The sequence below is a fragment of the Halomicrobium sp. HArcht1-1 genome, from assembly GCF_058933285.1.
Genome location: NZ_JBZYDL010000004.1, coordinates 224915 through 246019 on the forward strand (window position 1 = coordinate 224915; position 21105 = coordinate 246019).

A 21105-nucleotide genomic window follows, 5' to 3' on the forward strand; every position below is an offset into this window, starting at 1 on the left:
GTCGAACCGGAACGTGGCACCCAACGTGGTCTTTTCAGCAACGCCGTCCGTCCCGTCGCACGCTCGCAACACGACCGCCGCGTCGAAGGGAGTCGCTCGGCGTCTATGAGCCCGGAGACGACGGCCGGGTCGGACGCCGACGGTCGTACCGTCGGCTCCCGGACGGACGAGACCTTCAGCGAACTCTCGGTGCTCGAAGACGTCGGCCACGAGAAGGTGCCGGGCGTTGGGCGAGACGACTACCACCACCGCCAGATCGAGGGCGATCGGACCGACGTCGAGATCGTCACGCGGGCGCTGGAACTGGGGATGAACGTCGTCCTCAAGGGCCCGCCCGGCGTCGGCAAGAGCTTTCTCACGCGGTACGTCTGTGCGATGACCAACCGCCCGCTGTACCGCGTGACGCTGTCGGAGACGACGTACCGAGAGGACCTGCTTGGCCACCTCCACCTCGTGAGCGGCGACGGCGGCGAGACGGTCACGGAGTGGATCGACGGGCCACTCACTCGCGCGGTCAGGGAGGGCGCGGTCCTCTTGCTCGACGAGATCAACGCCGCCGACGCCAACACCGTCGCCGCTCTCAACGCCGTGATGGAACAGCGCGCGACCCGGTCGCTGACGATCCCACAGACCGGCGAGCAGATCGTCCCACACGAGGAGTTTCGCGTCGTCGCGACCTCGAACCCCGGCTATCAGGGGACCTACGAGCTGAACGACGCCTTCGAGGACCGGTTTCGCCACGTCAAACTCTCGTATCTCCCGGAATCGGTCGAGGTCGAACTCGTCTTCGACCGGACGGACCTCGACAGGGGGAAAGCCCCACAGATCCGGGACCTGGTGTCGTTCGCGAGCCGACTCCGGGAGGCGTACGTCGACGGCGAGCTGTCGACGCCGATCACGACCCGGGAACTCGTTCGGATCGCCCGGTTCGTCGAAGACGACTTCATGACCGTCGGGGAGGCGGCCAGGAGCGAACTCGTCGCGCGCGTCGACGAGTACGACGAGTCGCTGGTCCGGACGCTCATCGACAAACGACTGTAGATGCGACTGACAGCACAGACCGAGGCGGCGGATCTGGCCGCGCTCTCGACGCCCGAGCGAGCGTCCGGCGAGCGCCGCCGAGAGCTCGAACGGCTCGCGTCGCTGTGTACGGACAGGGAGACGACGATCTCGATCGCCTTCGACGAGGAGCGAGCGTTCGCTCGGCCGGCCGAGGGCAGTCCGGACGCCTACGAGATCGTGCTGCCGACGGAGAAATACGAGCAGCCCGGCACGGCGCTGCCGCCGGGGCTGTGGGATCGCTCGATCCAGGTCGCCTTCCTCTTTCACGAACTGGGCCACGTCTACTACTCCGATTTCGACCGGTTCGGCGACTGTTTAGAGCGTGTCGACGGGCGCTGGCGCGACCTGTTTCGGATGGTGTACAACACCGCCGAGGACGGCGTCGTCGAGACCCAGATCGCCAACGAGTTCACCGTCAGCGACGACTTTCTCGTCCTCAACGACGTGCTCGTCTCGCGGGCCGACGAGCGACACCGCGCGTACGTCGAGCTTGTTCGACCTCGCGACCGTCGACGGCGAGCCGGTCCAGTCCTACACCGTCTTCGAAGCCCTGGCTGTGGGACTGCTGGACCGTGGCTTCGTCGATAGCGGTCGCTTCGCCGCCATCGTCGACCCGGACGACGACCGGCGTGTCGTCTACGACGGCCAGCGGGAGGCGGTCCGCGAGCTCGTCCCGGCGATGGACGAGTTCGTCGCGGACGTGCTTTCCGAGCCCGACGGCACCCGACGGGTCGAGCGGACCTCCGAGTTCTTCGAGACCGCCAGAGACACCCTCGCGGGGCTCCCGCCGCGACAGAACGGCCGGCTTCAGACCGCGCCGGTCCGGCCCAGCGACGCGCGGGCCCGCGCCGGGTGGACCGCCGACGCGGCCGACCAGCTGCCAGACGACGGTGCAGCCAGCGCCCACGTCGCCGGAGACAGCTCTGCCGACGGGCGTGCTGCCTCTGGGGCCAACGATGCGGGACGCGTCGCTGATCGAGACGGGGACCGTCGGCCGCCGGGCCGCGTCGAGGCCGACACAGTCAGACGGATCCGACGACAGCGCGTGCGCGCCCAGTCGAACCGGGCGGGCTCGGGCCGGTCGCCCCTCGAACGCGAGGCTCGCGAACTGCTCGCCGTCGTCGACGACGAGTCGACGGCCCTCGAAGAAGTGATCGTCGTCGACCCCGCCGAGGACGGTGGCGACCGCGACCGCTGGGACGACGCTGTCGGGCGTTCGAAGCAACTCCAGCGAGACCTCTCGACGCAGCTGCGTCGAGAGCGCCGTCCCAGAGACGCGCCCGGCCATCGCACCGGTCGACTCGACGGGCGACGACTCGTCGACGCGAGCCACGGGACCCAGCGGGTCTTCACCCGCCGGGAGTCCGGGACGGCCAAAGACTACTCCTGTCTGGTCGTGCTGGACCGGTCGGGATCGATGGACGGCGAACCGATCCGGACGGCCGAGACTGCGACGGCCCAGCTCGTCCACGCGCTGTTCGCGGTCGGGGTCGACGCGTCCGTGCTGTCGATCTGGGAGGGGTACCCGTGCCTGGAACTCCCCTTCGGGGGTCGCCCGTCCGAGCATGTCGATCGCCTGATGACCGAACGCGCAGACTGGGGGACGCCGCTCTCGACAGCCGTCGCCGTCGCCCGTGAGCGCCTCGACGACGGGCTGGGGTCTCACCCGTTCGTCGTCGTCGTGACCGACGGCGAGCCCGACCACCCCGACCGCTACCGGTCCCAACTGGCGGCCTGTACCGTCCCGGTGTTCGGCGTCTACATCGGGTCGGAACCGGGAACCCACACGGAGTACTTCGACCGCATCGTCCACGCGGAGACGGACACCCTCGCACGAACGATCCAGCGCCTCGTCAGGGCGCTGTTCTCGACGGAGGCCTGACCGTGTTCGACCGGACGCCGCGGGCGCTCCGCGTCGGGTTCGAGACCGGGCGCGTCTCTGGCGAGACCGTGATCGACCGCGCACTCCCGGCGCTGGACGCGGCGACGATCGGGCGGCGACGCGCCACACTCGCAGCACTCACGGCGGCCGCCGACTCGCAGCCCGAGCGGGCGACCGAGATCTTCGACGCGGTCGAGTCCTCGATCGGGCCGGGAGCGATCCCGACGCGGGCCGAACTGGCGGCGCTTGGCGACCTCGGCTGTGACCGACCGCGCGCGTTCACGCCGCTGGTCGAGACGTTCCGGCGACCGCTCGCACACCCCGACGACTCCGCTATCGACCACGCCGCGCTCGCGGCGCTGCTGGGCGACATCGGGACGGCGGCTCCCGGCGTGGTGAAGCCACTGCTGGGGCCGCTGGCCGAGCTGACCGCCAACGACTACTCGGAACACCGGGTCGAGGCCGCCTGGGCGGTCGTGCGGATCGCGGCGAGCGAACCGGCCATGCTCCGCCCGCTCGTCGCCGGCCTCGTCTGGGATCTGGACAGCGAGGACCCGGCCACCGTCTGTGAGGCCCTCGCGACGCTCGGCCGGATCGGGCAGTTCCTGCCCGACCACCTCGCGGGACTGGACACGGTCGCGTCGCTGCTCGATCACCCGTCTCCCGAGGTTCGGGCCGCCGCCGTCGAGACGCTCGGCGACACCGCGGGCCGCGGGGCGAAGTTCGACACCGGCGTCGCAGCGCCGGCCCGCGTCGAGCCGTTGCTGGACCGCGTCGCCGCCCGTGGGACCGACTCGGACCCGGCGGTCCGAGCGGCGGCCGTCGAGACGCTGGGGCAGGTGGCGCGACACGAGCCTCGCTTCGCGGAGACGTACTCGGCACTGTTCCTGACCGCGACGGCGGACGACGACCGGCGGGTCCGGATCGCGGCCCTCGACGCGATCGCGGACACGTTCGAGCCGTCGGCGTTCGACCGCGACCGGTTCCTGCGCTACGCCGTGGGGCGATTGACTGACGGGGACGACGACGTCGCCGGGGCCGCCGTCGACGCGCTCCTGGCGGCCGCCCGCGCACTGCGTTCGGACCACCCGGAGACGGCGCGGTATCTCGTCGACGTGCTCGTGTGGTTCCAGCTCTCGCCCCACGGCGGGCTGGGCGTTCCCGACCCGATCGAGGAACTGGGATCCGCACTCGTCGGCGTCGTCGACCGCGACCGGTACCTCCAGGTCGCACGCACTCTGCGGGACGCCGAGGACAGCGGGCTCCGACACGCCGGCCTCTCGATCTGCGAGACGATCGTCTGTCACGCCGACAGCCATCGACTCCCGGCCGTCGGCATCCTGCAGTCGATGCTCGCCGACGAGGACGAGCACGTCCGGCGGCGCGTGCTGTCGGTGTTCGAGCGACTCGCCGAGGACACCCCGGCTCTGTCTCCGGTCCTCGGCCAAATTGCCTGGCCCGTCGCCGCCTACGATCCCGCGGTGCGGCCGCGGGCCGTGGCGGTGCTCGTCGCGACCGGGCAGACGGACGCTCGGGATCGTCTGGGACCGGTCGCCGTGCAGTGTCGCGTCCTCCGCGAGCGTCGTGACGCCGAGGACGACGGCGACGGCCTCGACATCGTCGACTCGGAGCCCGAGTCCAGCCCGCTCCAGCGACTGGCCGAGGCCACGCCACGGGCCGTCACCGACGCCGCCCCCACGCTAGTCGAGTTCCTCTCCGAGGAGGGTGACGTGAGCGTCGCGACCGCGCTCGCGACCGCCGTCGCCGAGGGCGGGCGACTCGCCCCGGAGACGGTTCGCCGTATCGAGGCTGTCGTTCGATCGGCGTCGGTCTCCCCGCCGCTGCTCGCGTGGCTCTCGACGGCGCTCTTTCTCGGCGGCGACGAAGCGGTGCAGCGACGGGCGCGCGACCGCCTGCACTCGCTGGCCGAGCGTCGCGAGGAGACGCCGCTGCTCGCGTGTCTCTCCCTGCTGGTCGATCACGACCCGGTCGTCGTCGCCGAGATCCTCTGCTCGTATCCGCCGGCAGAGTCCCTCTCGACTCCGCGGGCCGAACGGCTGGCGGCTCTCGTCACGGCTCACCCGCGGCTCTCGCTTCGGTGTCGAACCGGGTGGTCGCCGTTCCCCGACGGCGCTCGCTCTCGTGAACGGGCCAGCCGGACGGCGTGGCCGGCGGCGCTGGCCGAGCACGCTCCCCAGACCGTCCCGGCCCGGGACTGGCTCGCCGACCGCTTCTGGACCGACGACGGCGAGCTGACGGCGTCGCTGCTGGACACGATGGGTCGCGCCGACACACTCCCCGGCACCGACGCGTGGCGTCGCCATCCCCGCCCCGCCGTCAGGGACGCCGCTCGTGGGCTGCTGGACGGCGAGGCGGCCGCCGCACGACCGGACCCAATCGATCCGGGCGCGGCGACGACGGACACGGTCGCCGAGGTCGCGTCCCGTCTCGCCTCGACAGATCCCACCCGCTGTCGGCGCGCGTGTGAGCGGCTGGTCTCGATCGCCGCACGCGACCCGTCACTGCGCCCGGCCGTCCGACAGCACCTCCTCGCGAGCACCGTCGCCCTCTCCGAGACGGCCGCGCCGACCGCCGTTCTGGGCGCGCTGTCGACGCTCGCGCCCCGTCCAGACCAGCCGGGCGGGCGAGCCCGTTCGTCGGTACCGCCGGCCGAACGCGTCGCCCCGCTGCTCTGTCAGTACGCCGCCGCGCCGTCGCCCGGCGTCCGAGACGTGGCGCTGTCCGCGTTGCGTGTCCGCGACGGGGACGAGCCGGCAGCGCTCGCGGCCGTGGTGATCGAGCGACTGCGAGATCCGTCCGGTGCCGTTCGCGCCCAGGCCGCCCACACGGCCGCCGCGCTGGTCGGGGACGCTCTCGCCGTCACGCCGTCGCTCGTCGACGCCCTCGTCGACGCGGTCGACGGACCGCGGTACGTCGCGGTCGCGGCCTGTCACGCGCTGGGCCGCTGTGGCGCGACCGAGCCGTCGGTCACCGATCGCGTGGTCGCGGAACTGACGACCCACCTGCGGGCACGCGAACGCGGCGTCAGGCGCTCCGCGGCCGGCGGACTCGCCCGCATCGGACACGCCGATCCCGAGGCTCTCGCTCCCGTCGCCGACACGCTGTGTGATCGCATCGGGGCCGATCGCGTGACCTGGCCCGCACTCTTCCCCGTGGTGTCGATGCTCCGGACCCACGACGCGGTGACGCTCGACTCCCTCGCGCGCGCTCGCGAAGACGAACCGGACGGGTCGCGGTGCTTGCCACTCACCGCGCTCGTCGCCGAGACGCCGCCGTGTGTCACCCGGGCGGCCGGTCGCCTGCTCGTCGCCGCCGCCGAGGACACGCCCGGCACCGTCCACGGACAGCTAAACGCCGTCGGCGAGCGCCTCCACGAGGAGTACGACGACGAGATCGTCACCAACTTCCAGGATATCACGACCAGCCCGCTGTCGACGTACTGGCTCTTTCGCGTCGTCGCCACCTGTGCGCGGGCCAACCACACGGTGACAGCGCCGTTCGGGTGGGCGCTGGCCGAGACCGTCGACTTTCTCACCTCGCCCGCGGCGGCGTCACCGCACTACGATCTCCCGCGGGACAGCCTCACCACGGACGGACTGGCGACGGTGACCGCGCGAGCGGCGGGGCTCGGCGGCGACTCGTCCTTCGAGACGATCCTCGAATCGTGGCCGGACGAGCCGACGAAACCGGCCCTCGACCCGACGGTGATCGCCACGTTTCTCGTCCTCGCCGACGAGCCTACCCGGACGCGTTCGTTCGAGCACGTCGCGACGACTCTCGCCCGCCGACCGCGACGACGTTCTGGCGGCACTGCTCTCCCAGTCGGTGAACCTCCACCGCTACGAGACCGTCTTCGCGTCGCTCACCCGGCTCCTCCCGCTGAGCGACGACGAGCGACTGCACCGCCGCGGCGTCGCGACGCTGCTCGACGCCTGCGAGGCCCACAACTGGGAGGTGCGGGTCAACGCGATCGAGGCGCTCGCGACGCTGGGAACCACCGCGGTGCTCCCGGCCGACGAGGCGATCGGTCACCTGCTGGGACAGCCCGGGCGGGAACCGAAAACGCAGGCGGCGATCGCCGACGCAGTCCTCGACCTGCTGGGCCACGCCGAACGCACGCCCGAGACGGTAGCCACCGCGATGGCCGTCCGGTACGAACGCGGCGGCCCAGCGCGTCGTCGACTCGCCGTCTGGCTGCTCGGGCGACTGGCGACGCGGCACGCGACGGTCCGCTCGCGAGCGGTGGCGACCCTGCTCGCGGCGCTGTCGGACTCGGACCGCTGGGCGAGAGAACGGGCCGGCGAGGACCTCGCCGCGCTCGCGGCGATCGATCCAGAGCCACTCACTGCCCACCGCGAGCGACTCGAGCGTCGGGCAGCGCGGGCCGACGGCGAGGTGGCCGACGACCTCCGGACGTGTCTCTCCGAGCTGGACGACCGGGAGTAATCTCCCGTCCTGGAATCTCACCGCTGCGTACCGGTCACAGCAGGAACGCGAAGACCGGATACGAGGCGGCGATCGCCAGCGACGGCGTCAACAGCCACATCGTCACGATCCGCTTCGCCGCCCCCGGATCGAAGAGGCTCCGCTCGTCGAGATCCGCCGGCCCCTCCGCGCCCACGTCCGGCACGTCCGGCATGTCTGTGGGCTTCTCCCCGGGCTTTTCCTCGCGGGCGATATCTCCGATGGTCGGACCGGCGGGTGCCTCCTCGACGCGTGAGGTGACCAGCGCGCCCGTCGCGACATCCAGATCCGGACGCTCGGGGGTCGGCGTCGCCAACTCCGTCAGCGTCGCGGCTCGACTCGCCCGGCCCCAGCCCAGTCCGATGATCGTCGAGGTCGTGCTGACCGCGAGACTCGCGGGAATCCCGAAGTAAGACAGCACCGTGATCACCGAGGCACCGACCACGGAGACGATCAGCGACGCGAGAATCGGCAGCTCCGTGATGTCGTCGCCGACCGTCTCCAGGGTCCGCCGAGCGATGGTGAAACTGCCCAGCCCGAAGGCCGCCACCGCGAGCAAGACGCCCTGGTTGACGGTGAGCGAGCCACCTTCCCCGACCAGCGGGGCCACGGCGTTGGCCGCGTTCGACGCCCCCGCCGAGAACGCCATGTAGCAGGCGATCACGATCACCAGCAGCGAGCCGACGATGTCCTGTAGCGACGCGTTCACGTTCAGATACGGACGCGGGATCGTCCCCGATCGGTCGAGCTGGACGAAGTGGAGGTCGAACTTCGTGAACGCGATGTAGCGGTCGAGATACGGGTAGACGTACCGTCCGACGACGACGCCGATGACGAAGCACAAAAGCGGCGCGACGATCCATGCCGAGACGATCACGAACATGAGCGCCTGGTTGAGGGTGCCAGAGGCCAGCCCCAGCCCGACGATCGCGCCGACGGCCGTCATCGAGGTCGAGGCCGGGACGCCGTAGAGATTCGAGATCAACAGCGACGCGCCCGTGAAGAACAGCACTGCGACGCTCGCGACGGGCGTGAACTGGGCTGCCGGGACGATACTGCTGCTCATCGTCGCGATGACGTTTCGCCCGACCGTCCAGGCACCCAGGAAGCCAAACGCGACGAACAGGGCTCCCGCTGTCGTCTTCCGGACGAGGCGTGAGCCGACCGCCGGGCCGAACGCCACCCCGGTCGACGAGCCGCCGATGTTGAACCCCACGAACACGGCGACGCCGATACCGACGACGGTCAGGATTCCGAGCATCGTGTTCCTCCCGATACTGGCGTCTGTCCACCTGTAAAGCGATTCGATATCACGAGAGTCGTCCCGCTCGAAACGAGTATAGCCAACGGTATGGATCACCGTCGCCCGGAACGCATATAACTCCTGCCGACCGCTCCGAGTCGATGCCGCCCGAGCGTCGCCGCTCTCAGATCACTCTGTTCTGGAGCCGGTCTCTGTGCTTGACGTTGTACAGGAGCTTGACGTGGTCCGACGCGGGCGTCCCGATGCAGGTCAGGACCATGTCCTCCTGTTCGACCTCCTCGTCGGCGAGGATCTGCTGCATCTCCATGTCGATCTCGCCTTCGACGACGACGGCCGCGCAGTTCGTACACGCCCCGGCACGACAGGAGAAGGGCCAATCGAGCCCCGCCGCCTCGGCGGCTTCGAGGACGTACTCGTCACGCTCGACCTCGATCGTCCCGTAGTCCTCCGGCGGGAGGTCGCTCGCGGCCGCCCGCGTGAACGCCCGTTCACTCTGTGGGTCCCACCCCCGATCTGCGACGACTTCGTCGTTCAGGTACTCGACGGTCGCCGTCCGCGAGGACGACACCGTCGAACCCCGGTCGCTCGATCGCTCCACCGAACTCCGCGAGCCCGTGCGGTGGTAGCCGCCGTTAGGGTCCGAACGATACGCCACACGGCCGTCGTCTTTCAGATCGTCGAGCGCGTCGAGGACGGCCCCGCGGCTCGCGTCGAGATCCCGGCTCAGCTCGACGCTCGAAACTGGCGTGGTTCCACGCCGCGATCGCTCCCTGATTGCCTCGTAGACGGCTTCGACACCGACGCTCGACGCTCTGTGCTGAGACCCGCCGGTCTCACGACCGTCGCTCTCGCCACTCTGGTCCGTCCTCGACACGTCGACTTCGATCGTCTTCGCGCGCTCGACCCCGCGCCGCGTCGGCCGGTAGCCGGAGGGGCCGTCGGAGGTGTACTCGACCAGGTTCGCCTGCTTGAGTTCGTCGAGCCGATCCAGCACCGACTGTCGTCCGCCCTCGACGTGCTCTGCTACCGTCTCGCTGGACACCGTCCGCTCCCCGCTGTCGGTGAGTTCGTCGACGATTGCGAGCACCGTCGTCGTGTACCGCTGTGCCGTCGTGTCTGATTCCTCGTGGTGGTCACGATCCGATTCGCTCGTCTGTTCGTCCCGGTCGTTCTCGGAGTCGCCGGACTGATCTGCCCGTCTCCTTTCCCTATCGGGGGCTCTACCAGAGTCCTCGACCCGTTCTGCGATGATCGTCGGCAGCCGCCCACCGCTCCGGACGGCGTGTAGCGCCCGCTCGAACAACTGGACGCTCTCGTATCGCGACCGCTTCTCGGTCTCCAGCGCCGTCAGCACGACCGCGTCGATGGCCTCGGTCACGTCGTCACGGTACTCGCTGGGCGGCGTCGGCGGATCTCCGTAGACGATGTCGTGCATGATCCCGGTCTGACTCCCGGTGTAAGGCGGTTCGCCGGTGAGCAGCGCGTAGACGATCGCACCGGCCTGATACACGTCCGTCAGCGTGTCGGGATCGCCGAACTCGTCGGACTCGAACTGTTCGGGCGCGGCGTAGGCCACCGACAGTCCGTCCATCGTTCCGGTCTGCTCTGAGAGGACCCGAGACAGCCCCCAGTCGCCGATCTTGGGGAGGTCCCACGTCCCGGCGGCCGTCTCGCGAAAGAGGACGTTCGCCGGTTTGAGATCGAGGTGGACGATCCCGTAGGCGTGGGCGACGGCCAGGCCCCGGCAGAGACATTCGCCGATCCAGAGCGCGTGGGGCAGTCCCAGTCCGCCGTCGCTCGCGTCGAGGCGATCGGCGAGCGTGCCACCGCCCATGTACTCGATGGCGATCCACGGCAGCCGGTCGCCGGTGTCGACGACGCCGACGATGTGTTCCGACTCCGTCCAGCGCTGCTTGTTCCGTTCCCGACCGTCGACCGTCTCCCAGCGCTGGGCTTCGCTGAGAAACCGTTCGATCGCGTCGCCGGTGAGCGTCCCGGCTCGGGGTGGCTCCTTGAGTGCGATTTTGTCCGGTGGCTCCTCGTCGGTGACTCGTCCCTCGTACACGACGGCCTGTCCCCCTCGCCCGATCGGCTCGTCGCTGGTCTCGATGTGCTCGTATCGCAACGACCGACGCGGCGGACTGGTGACCGCTTCGACATCGGGTGGCTTCCGATCGCTCATCGTCTCTGCTGTCTGGCTGGCTCTCATTAATCTTTTTCTGGTGTCTTCGGGGCTGATTCGTCGGTCAGCGATCGACTCGTAAGATTGAATTGACCGGTTGCTAACTACCTGGTATGCGTGCAACGATCCGTGCGGCCGATCCCGAGTCGACGGCGTCTCTCTCCGTCACCGACGAGTCGGCTGTACGCGTCTACCGCGTTCCCGAGCGCGGGGAAGCGGTCGTCGCCGACAAGGACGGGTCCGTCACCTCGCTGGGCGTCCACGACATCTCCGTGTCCCGCGAGTTCGACGACGACGGCGAGCCCGGATACATCGAGTTCTACAAGGAAGACAGCCAGCTTGTACGTCCGGGACGCGGGGTCGAGCAGCGAGACGGTACAGCAAAACGCCTTCGGCGAGATCGACCTCTCCGACGGCGACCCCTCGCTGATCACCGGCGACTGCACGGTACAGATCGGCTACAGTACGGCACTCGAAGTCGAGGTCGAGCAGGCCCGTGGTGACGATCGTCCGATCCCGTACAAGGCCGACCTCGTGCTCAAGATCTGCGACGTTCGGTCGACCAACGAGGTCAAGAGCGAACTGCGCGAACTGAAAGCGATGATGCACGAGGCCTCGATCTCCGACGAGCGGTACCGCAACATCCTCGCCGACGTGGAGACGGCCTTCGAAAACGTCGAGAACACGAGAAGCGACGAGCTACCGACCGAGGCCGTCCAGAAAGTCTCCAGTGCAACCAAACGGGCTCGCAACTACTTCCTCAGCTCGTAACGCCCATCTCGGTGTCGTCGCCCTCCCGCTTCCGGACCGCTCTCGATAGCGGGCGGCGTCCGCGGATCACGCCACTGTCCTCTCACGCGCCGGAGCCAAACTCTCGGTCCCACTCGTCGAAGCGCCGCACGCTCTCCTCGGAGAGCGAGGCCGAGGTGCGTTCGAACGCCTCTCGCACGTCCTGTGGCCGGACGGCGTCGACCGAGAGGTCGTACTCCCTGACGGCGTCGAAGCCGCGGTCGGCGACGGACGCCAGCCCCGTGTTCGACCGGTTGATCATGGCGTTGACGGCGGCCCGACACACCGCCTCCACGTCACTGCCGGTGAAATCGCGGTGGATACACTCGCTGGCGATCGCCTCGACTGGTGTGTCGACGCGTCGCCCGGTGTCTGACAGCTGGAACGCAGAGGGATCTCCCTCGAAGGTAATCCCGCCCTCGACGGTGTTGATCGCGACGATCTCCTCGGCCGCGCCCACGTCGGGCAGCGGGATCAGCACCCGCCGCGGGAAGCGACGACGGATCGCCTGATCGAGGTCCCAAGGGGTGTTTGTTGAGCCCAAAACCATCACGAAACTATCGTCGTTCTTGTCGATCCCGTCCAGCTCCGACAGCAGCGTGTTCAACACGCGCCGAGACGTTTCGTCCAGGTCGGACTCGCGGGACTGTGTCAGCGCGTCGATCTCGTCGAGGAAGACGATGCTCGGACTCATCTCCTCGGCGAGATCGAACAGTGCGGTGATCTGCTTGCTCGTCTCGCCGAAGTACTTCGAGAGCAGCCCGCCGAGCTTGACGTCGAAGAACGTCGCGTCGAGCGAGCCAGCGACCGCAGACGCCAGCAGCGTCTTCCCGGTTCCCGGCGGGCCGAACAGGAGGACGCGGTCGGTCGCGGCGACGGCGTCGGGCTTGTCGTCGATGCCCCCCAGCGTGATCGTCCGCTTCAACTCGCCTTTGACCTCGTCGAGGCCCCCGATGTCGTCCCACGTGACCTCCGTCTGGGAGATGAACGATTCGACTTGCTCACGAAAGTCCGACTCCGGCTGTTCGGCGTCCTCGGCCTCGCCGCCGTGGTCCTCGCCGATGTCCTCTTCGGAGAGGGACTCGCCGCTCTTTAGCTTCGAGATCGACGACTCCAGTTGCTCTTTGCGATCCGGATACGTCGTCTCCCGGATCGTTTCGAGCTTCCAACCGATCGAGAGACTGTGAGAACGCTTCCGCGGCCTTCTCGTGGTTCTCCTGATCGAGGTGTGACTTCCCCTTCTTGAGGTACTCCTCGTACTGTTCCTGTAGGATGTCCTCTTTGTACTGTCCGAGATCCATAGTTACAAAATTAGTGTGACGGGAACGCGGCGAGCGCGTTAGCGACCCAGCTCCTCGTTGAAGATGTCCTCACTCTCGTCTTCTTCCTTCGTGAGCTCGCTCAGCGAGACCGGGTCTTCGTTGGTGTCCTGGAACAGCGTGTCGATCTCCGACTCCTCCATCGTCGCCCCGAAGTCCTGCGAGACGCTGGTGAGGTCCGGTTGAGCTGGTCTCCCTTGCGCTGGATCCACTCCGTGTCCTTGTTGCGCTTCTCGATCTCGCGGACGATGTCCTTCATGAACGCCTGTACGTCCTCCTCGCTCATATCTCGGAGCGACGACTGGGGCTGCTCTTCGAGCCGTTCTTTGGCGTTTTTGGCAGCCAGCAGGGTGGTGTACTCTTCCAGCATCTCCTGCCACGCGGCTTCCTTGTTCTCGTAGTCCCGCTTGAGCTGCTTGGCCTTTCGCTTCAGTCGCTCTTTTTTAGGTCCGGCGGCCTTTCGCCCCTTCTCGACCAGTTGCTCGAACTCGTGATCCAGCCGTTCGGCTCCTGTTCCTTCAGCTCGATCTGAGTTTCGAAGGTCCGCGCTTCGAGATCGAGTTCGTCGGCGTCTTTCTCCATGAGCTCGTTCGAACTTCCGCCCCAGCTACCTGGTATCCAGTCTCTGAACTGAACCATATACGAGTACATGGTAGGCACCATAATAAAACTTTGGCACTAAACCCACTCTACTGGATCTCCATATCGGAGAAAACCGCTACGAAAACTCGACGGTCTCGTCGTCGCCGTCTTCGCTCAGTGTGTCCGATTCCGTTTCGATGTCCCCCACTGCTGTGGGCTCTTCGCTCACTTCTTCGTCGGTCTCGGGGGTGTCGTCGCTCCACTCTTCTTCGAGTTCAGAGCCAGTGTGGAGCTGGCTCGCGCCCTCACTGAACGAGTCCAGCGTGTTCGAAGAGAGCGTATCCGTCTGACCGAGCACGTCGTAGCTCCTCGTTTTCATCTCCTCTCGCTGGAACAGCCGGACCAGTTCGCTCTGTTCCATCTCCCGGAGCTGGCTCCAGTAGTCGTCGCCCCGGCTCTCGCCGATCTCCTTGATGTTCGCCAGGTTCGAGGCCAGATTCCGCTGTTTGCTCGTCTCGTCGATACGCCCTCTTACGGTTTCGAGCTCCTCTTTGATCTCTTCTGCGTCGCGAAGGAAGTCCTGTGCTTGCTCTTCGTTACCGGCTTCCTTCGCCGACTCGTACTTCGAGCGCTTGTCCTCGAGCGCTTCTTTCAGCTCTTCTCGGCGACTCTTGAGCTCGTCGAGCTTCCGTTCGGCCTCCTGACGTTTGACCTGATGGTCCTCTTTCGGACGATCGAGCAGGTGGCCGTCGTCACTGTCGCCAAACAGTGAGCCGAACCACGACTTCACGGTAGCAAACATAGTTGCATCTTTGGTCACAGATGCATAAATATGCGTGCAAGTGGCTATCACACGAGAACGGTCGTATCAGCGACGGCGGCCCGGGTTCTTTGCACGGCGCGCGAACTGGTCGACTCGTGGCCGACCCTGCGAGGGACGCCGCCGTCGCGGAGGGTGACATCGACGGTGCGCTACTGGCAGGATCACCGTGTGAGGACTTCGATCGTTCGCTCGATCACCGCCCGGTAGAACGGCCCCGGATCGTTCTCCCGGAGTCGCGCTGCGAACGGTTCGATCCACGTGCGCGGGTGTTCGTCGAGGAACTGCTCCAGCGTGTCGTCGTCCTCGGTGGCGGCGAGGTAGGCGGCGAATTCGAGTTCCGTCGCGATGTGGTCTGGGGGTTCCGATCTCGAGTCCCGCAACTCCAGTCCGTACTCGGCGTACCAGCGCGCAACCGCCTGTGTCGCCGGCCCGTACACCGGACCGACGTTCTGTTCGTCGCCGTCGTGGTCGCCGTCCCGATAGACGCTCTCGTAGGGCGGACACTGTTCGGGACCGGGACCGATGAACAGTCGCGTGTACTCGACACGCAGGTCGTCCAGATCGACGGCCGCCTCGCTCTCGTCGAGCCACGCGATCGCATCCGACTCGACGGCGGTACGCAGTTCCTCTGACGGCTCGCGCCAGCACACCGCCAGGGTGCCCAGCGTGTCGGCCGTCGGCAGTCTCGTCTCTCCCGTCGGGTCGTCGACCGCCGTCGCGGTGTCGTCAGTCACACCCGCCACCTCCGCCGTCTGGGGCGTATCTCTCCTGCTCGGTCTGTCGCTGGAGCGGGACGTATCGGAGCCCGACGGTGACGATCAGTGCGCCGAATGCGACGATACCTGCGGTCACCACCAGCTCGATCACCGTCGGCGTGTACGCCCCCGTCGTGGCCCAGATATCCGTCGTGACACCCGCGTACTCACCGCCCAGCGAGATGCCCGGCGCGGCGTCGATGTTCACGCTCTCGTAGCCGGTGAACACCAGCCGAACCCCTTCGAACAGGGTGCCGAACACGGCGAGTACGCCCGCGACGAATATCACGGACAGTCGCTTCCTGAGTTGCGGTGTCGCCAACAGCACCAGCGGTAGCGCCCGCCGACGCCGGTCCAGAGCCAGAAGTAGACCGAGTCTCCGATGAGGAACTCGCTGGTGATCGCCCAGAAGCCGAAGTGGTCTGCCCACGCGTGTGGCAGGCGCTCGGCAACCAGAGTAGACGACGTGAAACGCCAGGAAGATACCCAGCATCTTCCCCAGACTCGTCGCTCGTCCCGATCGGCGTCGAAGCCCGTGTAGCGGTCTGCCAGTATCGAGACCACGAGCAGGAGCCCCAGTCCGGAGACGAGCGCCTTGGCGATGAACACCGGTGCGACCAGCGGGCTGAACCAATCACCGCGGCCGACCTGCGTCGCGAAGATCCAGCCGGTCACGGGTGGAGCATCACTGCCGTCGGCAACGCGACCGCGGCGGTCCAGAACAGCAGCTTCCGGTCCCGATCCCGGCCGGCCTGCGTGTCCTCGGCCCCGAAGGCCAGTCGCGATCCGCGGGCGGCGAGGTCTCGCCGGGTGAGCAACCAGAGGTACCAGACGTTCAACACGCCGTACAGGACGACGATCCCGAAGTCCCAGACCATCGGCGAACGAAAGTCCGGCGACGTGAAGAACTGATACAGCCGCTCTGGGCGGCCGATGTCGGGCAGGATGAGCAGTCCCGCGACGATGATACAGGCCAGACTCACGAGCACACCGAGCCGCGCGAACCCCTCGTATCGGTCCGAGTGGAAGAACTTCGGCGCGCTCGAGATGATGAGCCCGCCCGCCGACAGCCCGACGAACATCACGAACAGCATGATGTACAGCCCCCAAGAGAACACGTTCCGCATCCCGGTCACGACCAGCCCCTGCTGGAGCTGGTACGCCCACGCTCCGAGTCCGGCGACCAGGAGCACGCCCAGGAGGCCGAGCCAGACCTTCGAAACGACCCCGAACGAGGACAACACGGGGCTGCGGGCCGTCGACGTCGCCGATCTCTCGGTCACTTCACCACTCATCAGTCGTCACCCCACACTGGGTCGGCAGTGGCTCCTTGCATCGACTGCTCGCTGTCGGGGTCGCCGGCCTCCTCGGGCGTCGGCTGTTCGTCGAGTTCCGATTCGAGTTTGTCGCTCGTCCACGTCCGACCCGGCGTCATCTCGCCTTGCACGTAGTAGGTGTTGGGATCGGTCCCCTTCTCGTCGAGCAACTGCTCGGTGTTGTACTCGTTCACGTACTTCGATACCGTGCTGGTTTCGTCGTCGAGATCGCCGAAGATCCGGGCGTCTGCGGGACAGTTCACCGCGCACGCGGGATCGAGCCCCTCCTCGACGCGGTGGCTACAGAAGGTGCACTTTTCGACGACGCCCTGGGGCCGTTCTTCGACGTCCCCAGTTCCCTCTTCTGGGAGGTGCTGTGGCTCGTCCCAGTTGAACACCCGAGCGTTGTAGGGACAGGCAGCCATGCAGTACCGGCACCCGATGCACTTGTCGTAGTCGATCTCCACGATCCCGTCGTCGCGCTTGTACGTCGCGTTGACCGGACAGACCTTCACGCAAGGTGCGTTCTCGCAGTGCTGACAGGCCGTTGGCTGGTACTGCATGTCGAGGTCCCCGCTCTCGCCGTCCTCGGGGTACGACCCCTCTGGCGTGTCGATGTGGTCGCCGCCGACAGTCAACACTCTGTTCCAGAACTGTCCCATCGGGACGTTGTTCTCTTGCTTACACGTCACGGCGCACGTCTGGCACCCGATACACCGCTCTTGATCGATGACGAGTCCGTAGTTGGTCATGGTCAGTCACCCCCTGCGGCGTCGGCGTTCGAGCCGCGGGGATTGTTTGCAGTGTACTTGCTCGTGTCGAGGTCCTCCGGAGCCGGTTCGACCTCCACGCGCGTGTCGTAGAACGCGAAGTTCCCCGTCGCGTCGCTGATGTCCATGTGGGTCAGGTCGTTGTGGTGGCCCCGCACGAAGTCCCGGACCCACCACCCCTGATCGGTGTTGACCATCTCCGGGCGAATCCCGTTGTTGTACTTTGCCTTGACGACCATCTCGCCACGGTCGTTGTACACTCGAACGTAGTCCCCGTCCTCGATGCCGCGTTGCTTCGCGGTCTTCGGGTTGATGTCGAGCTGGGGCTGGTCGTTGATCTCCCGCACCCAGGGCTGATACTCGTACTGCGAGTGAATCCGCCACTTGGGTGTTTTTGCATGAACGTGAGCGGATACTCGTCGGCGTTCTCCCAGTCGTCGTCGGTGCGGCTCTCGAGTGGGACGGGGACTTCCAGCGAGACCGGTTCTCCTACATCTGCTCCACTCTCGGTCGGTGCGTCCTCGTCGTATATTTCGAGCCGACCGGACGGCGTGTTGAACGCTCCCTTGTAGAGGACGGGGTCGTCGTCGATGTGTACGGAACCCTGTTCGACGAGCCTGTCGTAGTCGATTCGGTCGTCGTTGGCGATAATCTGCTCGATCGCCTCGCTCTTGTCCGAGACGAACTCGTCACCGTAGCCGAGCCGATCGGCCAACTGGTTGATGATCCACCAGTCGTCTTTCGCCTCCCACAGCGGATCGTGGGCCGGTTCGCGGTAGTTCACGTGGGGGTGAGTCCCGGCACTAATTATGTCCTCGCGGGTAAACCAGTGTGAGGCCGGGAGGACGATGTCGGCGTGCTGTACCGACGGCGTGTGGTGCATGTCGGCAACCGCGATGAGGTCGAGGTTCTCTGCGGCGTCGAGCCGCTGGCGGTTGGGCGGCAGCTGTTCGCGAGGAAGTTCGACGCCTGGCTGTACATCATCTTGATCTGGTACGGGTCACCGCTCTCCATCGCGGTAATGATCTTCGACTGAGGGAGCGGCGACGTTCCCGGGCGTCTCACCCGCAGCAAAGAAGCCACCGCTGTCGTAGCCACTGCCGCTGGGATGTGAGGCGTGAATGTTCCCGTGGCGGCCGAAATCACCCGTCAGGCTCAGGAGGGTGGCGTAGGCCTGCCCGAAGACGTGTCCGTACTTGTAGCGGTCGACGCCGTAGCCAGAGGCGATACCACCGGGACCGCGAGTTGCGAGCCAGCGCACTGCCGTTCTGATGTCCTCGGCCTGCAGGCCCGCCGTATCGGCTACCACTTCGGGCTCGTACTTCGACGCTTCGCGTTCGAGCGCCGTCAGGCGGTGTGTGTCTCGACGCCGTCGACGGTGTACTCTCCGAACAGCTTGTACTCGCCGTAGGTCTCCGGTTCGAGGGCCACCGGTTCGTCGGTCGCTGCATCGAGTGCGACCGGCGTCTCTTCGTCACCGTCTTCGAAGACGTCTGCCGTCTTCAGCAGCTTCCCGTCGTCTTCGCGGACCAACGCCGGTGCGAGCGTCCGCTTCCGGAGGAACTCGGCGTCGTACAGTTCCTCGTCGAGGACCGTCTGGATCATCGCCATCGCGACGTGTGGATCTTTCCCCGGCCGGACCGGTAGCCAGAGATCAGCTTTCGACGCCGTGCCGGTGTACACTGGATCGACGACGACGAGCTTGGCTCCGCTCTCGATGGCGTCCAGAAGGATCGAGGCGTCTTGTTGGAGGTTACTGCGAAGATGTCGGAGCCCCAGACGATCACGGTGTTGGCGTTCTCCCAGTCCTCCCCGAAGTTCGTATTCGCGTTGAACCAGCCAGCCCCGGTTACCCGCCTGAAACCTCGCCCGGTGTTGATGTCGATCGACCAGGACATCTGGGTGCCGCCAAAGAGGCGGACAACTGCCCCTGCATCGACCCACTGAGTCCGTAATCGCCCGATCCGGTCTCGAAGTAGACGCTTTCTGGCTGGTACTCTTCCCGGACTCTCTCCATCTGGTCGGCGATGTAATCCAGCGCCTCTTCCCAGCGATCCGTTCGAACTGCGCTTCCTCGCCGCGCCCAGCGGGTTGCGGATCGTCTGGTGACCAGTTCACGCGCTTCATGGGGTACTTCAAGCGCGTCGCGTTGTAGACGCGCTGCGTGTGGTGAGCCCCAGCATGCAGCCGCGCTTGTACCGCTCGTCTTCGGGAACGTTGGGCTGGACTTTCTTTATCCGTCCATCCCGAACGAACGCTCGGGGAACACCCCGACAGTTCGGGGAACACGCGGTGTTGAAGACCTTGTCCTCACCGAGGAAACTGGTGACCTGGTTGGCGGCTTCTCCCGAGTCGTCGGCGGGTTGGAGCGTCGAGAGCACGCTGTCCGCGCCGCCGAGCCCGACCGCGGCGACGGCACCGCTCTTCAGAACGTCCCGGCGAGAGGCCGTGAACTCGTCGTCAGTCATCGAATCCCTCCGGTTTCGTGGGTCGCTCGTCTGTTCCGAACTCTGCTTTGACCTCCTCGTGATACTTCTCGTGGAACTCCTCCTCGGTTAGCTCACCGTTCGTGATCTTGATGGCGTCTTCGGCCATCCGCTTCCCGAGATCCGGGTCGTATCCACACCGTCGAGGATCTCGTCGGCAACCTCGTCCCACTCTGGTATCGGCTCGTGGGCTGGTTGCGATTCTTTTGTCATACGTTTCAATATCGCCCGCTCCCGTCGATATCCCTTCTTGTGGATTATGAAGTGGTTTAAATGGGGGTGGATGTCGACATCGTCGTCGAGAGGCGCGTGTCGCGTCTCGTCGGTCGCCGAGATCACTCTCGCCGTTTGACAGAACTCGTCGCCTCGGACTGCCGAAATACGTCACAAACGAAGGCTTGGCGGTGTTGGTCGTCGTCGCTCGACCGGTGCAATCCTTATACTGCCGGCTGTAACTTCGTGAGGATCTTCGCCACCCCGGGGTGGCGAAATCGTTCACAGACGTACAGCCGGCCGTATTAGTTGGTGGTCGCGTTCGCAAATGCCCCGACGGTAAGCGTCGACTCTACGGCGTTCAAACGCTGCGAGCACGCCGACTTCGAGATGTCGAGATCGTCGGCCAGCTCTTCCAGCGACGTTTCGCGTGGCGTCGCGTAGTAGCCGGCGGCGACGGCCCGCGTAACGGCCTCACGCTGTTTTTCCGTAACGTCGTCGAGAGCGAGTGTGACGGTCTGTCCGCTCGTCTCGTCCGTCCCCGTGTCGATTCGTTTCAGCTGTCGCAGATGCAACTCACTCGTTACGTCCCTCAACGACTCGACCAACTCGGTGAGCCGGTTCCTGTCGGGCAGATACGTCTCGACGCGGACCGACTCCTCGGTGACGTCGACGATCTCCGGGATACAGTCGAACGTACCGAAGACAGCACAGAAACAGGCTCCGTCGACCTCACTCGCCGAGTGAACGATGTCTGCCTCCTCGCAACCCGGAGACGCGGGAGCTTCCTCCGACTGAATCGCCATCTCGGTCTGACACTGGTCGTGTAGTAACTGCTGTCGTACCTCGACGACGTCGCCGTCGGCGTCTTCGAACTCGTCGAGTGGACAGTCACTGTCGAGTACGGGTTTGATATCGAAAGCGACATAGAGATCCCGTCCGTCGTCTCGCTGTTTTGTCGTAGTACCTTGCATATCAATAGGTGTATCTACAGCCAGCGCAGGTATACAGAACCTGGCTGGTTCTCACTCACTGAGAACGAACGGGTGACGTTGACGTGTCTGATACCGTCGCCGTCGTCGGTGTCGCTTCGTGATCTCGGTGCTCTCGAAACAGTGACGGCCGACAGTATCAATCTGAGGAGCCGATTGCAGCAGTCGTCTCGACGTACTTTTCG

16 protein-coding genes and 4 pseudogenes are annotated in these 21105 nt (G+C 66.3%); 5 read left to right on the forward strand and 15 right to left on the reverse strand.

All coding sequences use genetic code 11. From position 1 onward, the window contains the following. Nucleotides 1–105 precede the first annotated feature (105 nt). The 4 genes and pseudogenes from AC5FRZ_RS17545 to AC5FRZ_RS17560 form a co-directional block, all read left to right on the forward strand. Nucleotides 106–1041: an ATP-binding protein gene (locus AC5FRZ_RS17545; RefSeq protein ID WP_493565281.1), complete on the forward strand. Its 936-nt coding sequence runs from the start codon at nt 106–108 to the stop codon at nt 1039–1041. Beyond that, the gene (locus AC5FRZ_RS17550) at nt 1042–1650 is read left to right on the forward strand and encodes a hypothetical protein (protein ID WP_493565282.1); all 609 of its coding nucleotides are present in this window, start codon (nt 1042–1044) and stop codon (nt 1648–1650) included. After that, nucleotides 1553–2944 carry a vWA domain-containing protein gene (locus AC5FRZ_RS17555; protein ID WP_493565283.1) on the forward strand — a complete coding sequence of 464 codons (1392 nt, stop codon included), beginning with the start codon at nt 1553–1555 and terminating at the stop codon, nt 2942–2944. Before AC5FRZ_RS17550 ends, AC5FRZ_RS17555 begins: the two co-directional genes overlap by 98 nt. Before the next feature lie 503 nt (nt 2945–3447). Then, nucleotides 3448–3939 (forward strand): annotated as a pseudogene (locus tag AC5FRZ_RS17560) (sister chromatid cohesion protein PDS5); the annotation flags it as partial. Nucleotides 3940–7445: 3506 nt separating this feature from the next. Here the strand turns inward: AC5FRZ_RS17560 and AC5FRZ_RS17565 are convergent. The 3 genes and pseudogenes from AC5FRZ_RS17565 to AC5FRZ_RS17575 all read right to left on the reverse strand — a co-directional run. Next, nucleotides 7446–8690 carry an inorganic phosphate transporter gene (locus tag AC5FRZ_RS17565; protein WP_170095266.1) on the reverse strand — a complete coding sequence of 415 codons (1245 nt, stop codon included), beginning with the start codon at nt 8688–8690 and terminating at the stop codon, nt 7446–7448. Between the two features lie 166 nt (nt 8691–8856). Next, on the reverse strand, nt 8857–9261 hold the full coding sequence (gene fer, locus AC5FRZ_RS17570) for a ferredoxin Fer (protein ID WP_346775278.1): 405 nt from the start codon (nt 9259–9261) through the stop codon (nt 8857–8859). 759 nt (nt 9262–10020) lie between these two features. Beyond that, nucleotides 10021–10902, reverse strand: a pseudogene (locus AC5FRZ_RS17575) (serine/threonine-protein kinase); the annotation flags it as partial. A 312-nt stretch (nt 10903–11214) separates the two neighbouring features. Here AC5FRZ_RS17575 and AC5FRZ_RS17580 point away from each other — a divergent pair. Further along, nucleotides 11215–11646, forward strand: coding sequence for a hypothetical protein (locus AC5FRZ_RS17580; RefSeq protein ID WP_493565284.1), 432 nt, complete (start codon nt 11215–11217; stop codon nt 11644–11646). Nucleotides 11647–11728: 82 nt separating this feature from the next. Here AC5FRZ_RS17580 and AC5FRZ_RS17585 read toward each other — a convergent pair whose 3' ends face one another. The 12 genes and pseudogenes from AC5FRZ_RS17585 to AC5FRZ_RS17640 form a co-directional block, all read right to left on the reverse strand. Continuing rightward, nucleotides 11729–12589: an AAA family ATPase gene (locus tag AC5FRZ_RS17585; protein WP_493565285.1), complete on the reverse strand. Its 861-nt coding sequence runs from the start codon at nt 12587–12589 to the stop codon at nt 11729–11731. A 414-nt stretch (nt 12590–13003) separates the two neighbouring features. Beyond that, nucleotides 13004–13126 carry a hypothetical protein gene (locus AC5FRZ_RS17590; RefSeq protein ID WP_493565286.1) on the reverse strand — a complete coding sequence of 41 codons (123 nt, stop codon included), beginning with the start codon at nt 13124–13126 and terminating at the stop codon, nt 13004–13006. A gap of 286 nt (nt 13127–13412) precedes the next feature. Further along, complete coding sequence (locus AC5FRZ_RS17595) at nt 13413–13622, reverse strand: hypothetical protein (protein WP_493565287.1); 210 nt, start codon at nt 13620–13622, stop codon at nt 13413–13415. A gap of 79 nt (nt 13623–13701) precedes the next feature. Next, nucleotides 13702–14367 (reverse strand): hypothetical protein, encoded by a 666-nt coding sequence (locus AC5FRZ_RS17600; RefSeq protein WP_493565288.1) that lies wholly within the window; start codon nt 14365–14367, stop codon nt 13702–13704. 182 nt (nt 14368–14549) lie between these two features. Continuing rightward, nucleotides 14550–15122 (reverse strand): TorD/DmsD family molecular chaperone, encoded by a 573-nt coding sequence (locus tag AC5FRZ_RS17605; protein WP_493565160.1) that lies wholly within the window; start codon nt 15120–15122, stop codon nt 14550–14552. After that, entirely contained in the window at nt 15115–15432 is a 318-nt protein-coding gene (locus tag AC5FRZ_RS17610; RefSeq protein ID WP_493565289.1) for a hypothetical protein, read from the reverse strand. Before AC5FRZ_RS17610 ends, AC5FRZ_RS17605 begins: the two co-directional genes overlap by 8 nt. Then, on the reverse strand, nt 15429–15818 hold the full coding sequence (gene nrfD, locus AC5FRZ_RS17615; RefSeq protein WP_493565290.1) for an NrfD/PsrC family molybdoenzyme membrane anchor subunit: 390 nt from the start codon (nt 15816–15818) through the stop codon (nt 15429–15431). The genes AC5FRZ_RS17610 and nrfD (AC5FRZ_RS17615) overlap by 4 nt, the downstream gene beginning before the upstream one ends. Then, nucleotides 15815–16438 (reverse strand): NrfD/PsrC family molybdoenzyme membrane anchor subunit, encoded by a 624-nt coding sequence (gene nrfD / locus AC5FRZ_RS17620; protein ID WP_493565291.1) that lies wholly within the window; start codon nt 16436–16438, stop codon nt 15815–15817. The genes nrfD (AC5FRZ_RS17615) and nrfD (AC5FRZ_RS17620) overlap by 4 nt, the downstream gene beginning before the upstream one ends. After that, a complete protein-coding gene (dsrO, locus tag AC5FRZ_RS17625) occupies nt 16438–17211 on the reverse strand; it encodes a sulfate reduction electron transfer complex DsrMKJOP subunit DsrO (protein ID WP_493565292.1) in 774 nt (257 codons plus the stop codon). The genes nrfD (AC5FRZ_RS17620) and dsrO overlap by 1 nt, the downstream gene beginning before the upstream one ends. A gap of 2 nt (nt 17212–17213) precedes the next feature. Further along, a pseudogene (locus AC5FRZ_RS17630) lies at nt 17214–19697 on the reverse strand (molybdopterin-dependent oxidoreductase). Then, nucleotides 19690–19928 (reverse strand): annotated as a pseudogene (locus AC5FRZ_RS17635) (4Fe-4S ferredoxin N-terminal domain-containing protein). Before AC5FRZ_RS17635 ends, AC5FRZ_RS17630 begins: the two co-directional pseudogenes overlap by 8 nt. A gap of 305 nt (nt 19929–20233) precedes the next feature. Further along, nucleotides 20234–20902 (reverse strand): helix-turn-helix domain-containing protein, encoded by a 669-nt coding sequence (locus AC5FRZ_RS17640; RefSeq protein ID WP_493565293.1) that lies wholly within the window; start codon nt 20900–20902, stop codon nt 20234–20236. Between the last annotated feature and the right edge of the window lie 203 nt (nt 20903–21105).

What these genes read in the sequence shown, in the direction of transcription:
- AC5FRZ_RS17600 (WP_493565288.1), bottom strand. Translation starts at nt 14,367, where the DNA reads ATGTTTGCTACCGTGAAGTCGTGGTTCGGCTCACTGTTTGGCGACAGT.
- AC5FRZ_RS17595 (WP_493565287.1), bottom strand. Translation starts at nt 13,622, where the DNA reads ATGGTTCAGTTCAGAGACTGGATACCAGGTAGCTGGGGCGGAAGTTCG.
- AC5FRZ_RS17590 (WP_493565286.1), bottom strand. Translation starts at nt 13,126, where the DNA reads ATGGAGGAGTCGGAGATCGACACGCTGTTCCAGGACACCAACGAAGAC.
- AC5FRZ_RS17550 (WP_493565282.1), top strand. Translation starts at nt 1,042, where the DNA reads ATGCGACTGACAGCACAGACCGAGGCGGCGGATCTGGCCGCGCTCTCG.
- AC5FRZ_RS17565 (WP_170095266.1), bottom strand. Translation starts at nt 8,690, where the DNA reads ATGCTCGGAATCCTGACCGTCGTCGGTATCGGCGTCGCCGTGTTCGTG.
- AC5FRZ_RS17545 (WP_493565281.1), top strand. Translation starts at nt 106, where the DNA reads ATGAGCCCGGAGACGACGGCCGGGTCGGACGCCGACGGTCGTACCGTC.
- dsrO (WP_493565292.1), bottom strand. Translation starts at nt 17,211, where the DNA reads ATGACCAACTACGGACTCGTCATCGATCAAGAGCGGTGTATCGGGTGC.
- AC5FRZ_RS17640 (WP_493565293.1), bottom strand. Translation starts at nt 20,902, where the DNA reads ATGCAAGGTACTACGACAAAACAGCGAGACGACGGACGGGATCTCTAT.
- nrfD (WP_493565291.1), bottom strand. Translation starts at nt 16,438, where the DNA reads ATGAGTGGTGAAGTGACCGAGAGATCGGCGACGTCGACGGCCCGCAGC.